At 63.7% G+C, this 471-nt stretch carries 1 protein-coding gene; it reads left to right on the top strand.

What is annotated here, in order from left to right; genetic code table 11:
* Positions 1-102: 102 nt before the first annotated feature.
* Positions 103-471: transposase (locus tag N826_RS41205; protein WP_211099527.1), on the top strand; the 369-nt coding region annotated here is incomplete at its 3' end.

The raw sequence follows: 471 nt of genomic DNA, 5'->3' as shown, positions 1-471 counted from the left end.
CGGTCGTGTCGCTTGGTTGGTAGGAAATTGGCGGGTGGCGTAATCTCCTGAAGGTGAAGAACCCACATCGGCGGTCTGACCACCGCCGCAGGAGATTACGCCATGGAAAAGATTACAGCCAACGAGGCTCCGGTTCCATTGCTTGGCGAGGACTGGTTCGATCCGTTGGAGGCTGGGGTGCGCCAGCACATCCGCTCTTTCATCGAGGCGATGCTGGAGAGCGAACTGGAGGCGGTCCTGAACCGCGGGCGTTATGAGCGCGCCGGACTGGCCATGGGGCATCGGCACGGTCACCGCGATCGCCAGATCCTCGGTACTTTCGGCCCGACCACGGTGTCTGTGCCACGTGCCCGGCTGGTCGAGGCCGACGGCAGGACGCAGGAGTGGCGCAACCAAACGCTGCCCGCTTACAAGCGGCTGACCAAACGGGCCGAGGCCCTGATCGCCGGGATCTATCTGGCCGGAACCAAC

It is taken from the genome of Skermanella aerolata KACC 11604, assembly GCF_000936425.1.
GTDB classification, from domain to species: domain Bacteria; phylum Pseudomonadota; class Alphaproteobacteria; order Azospirillales; family Azospirillaceae; genus Skermanella; species Skermanella aerolata.
The sequence above is the reverse complement of the archived record's forward strand: the minus strand, read 5'-3'. Positions and strand labels throughout refer to the sequence as shown.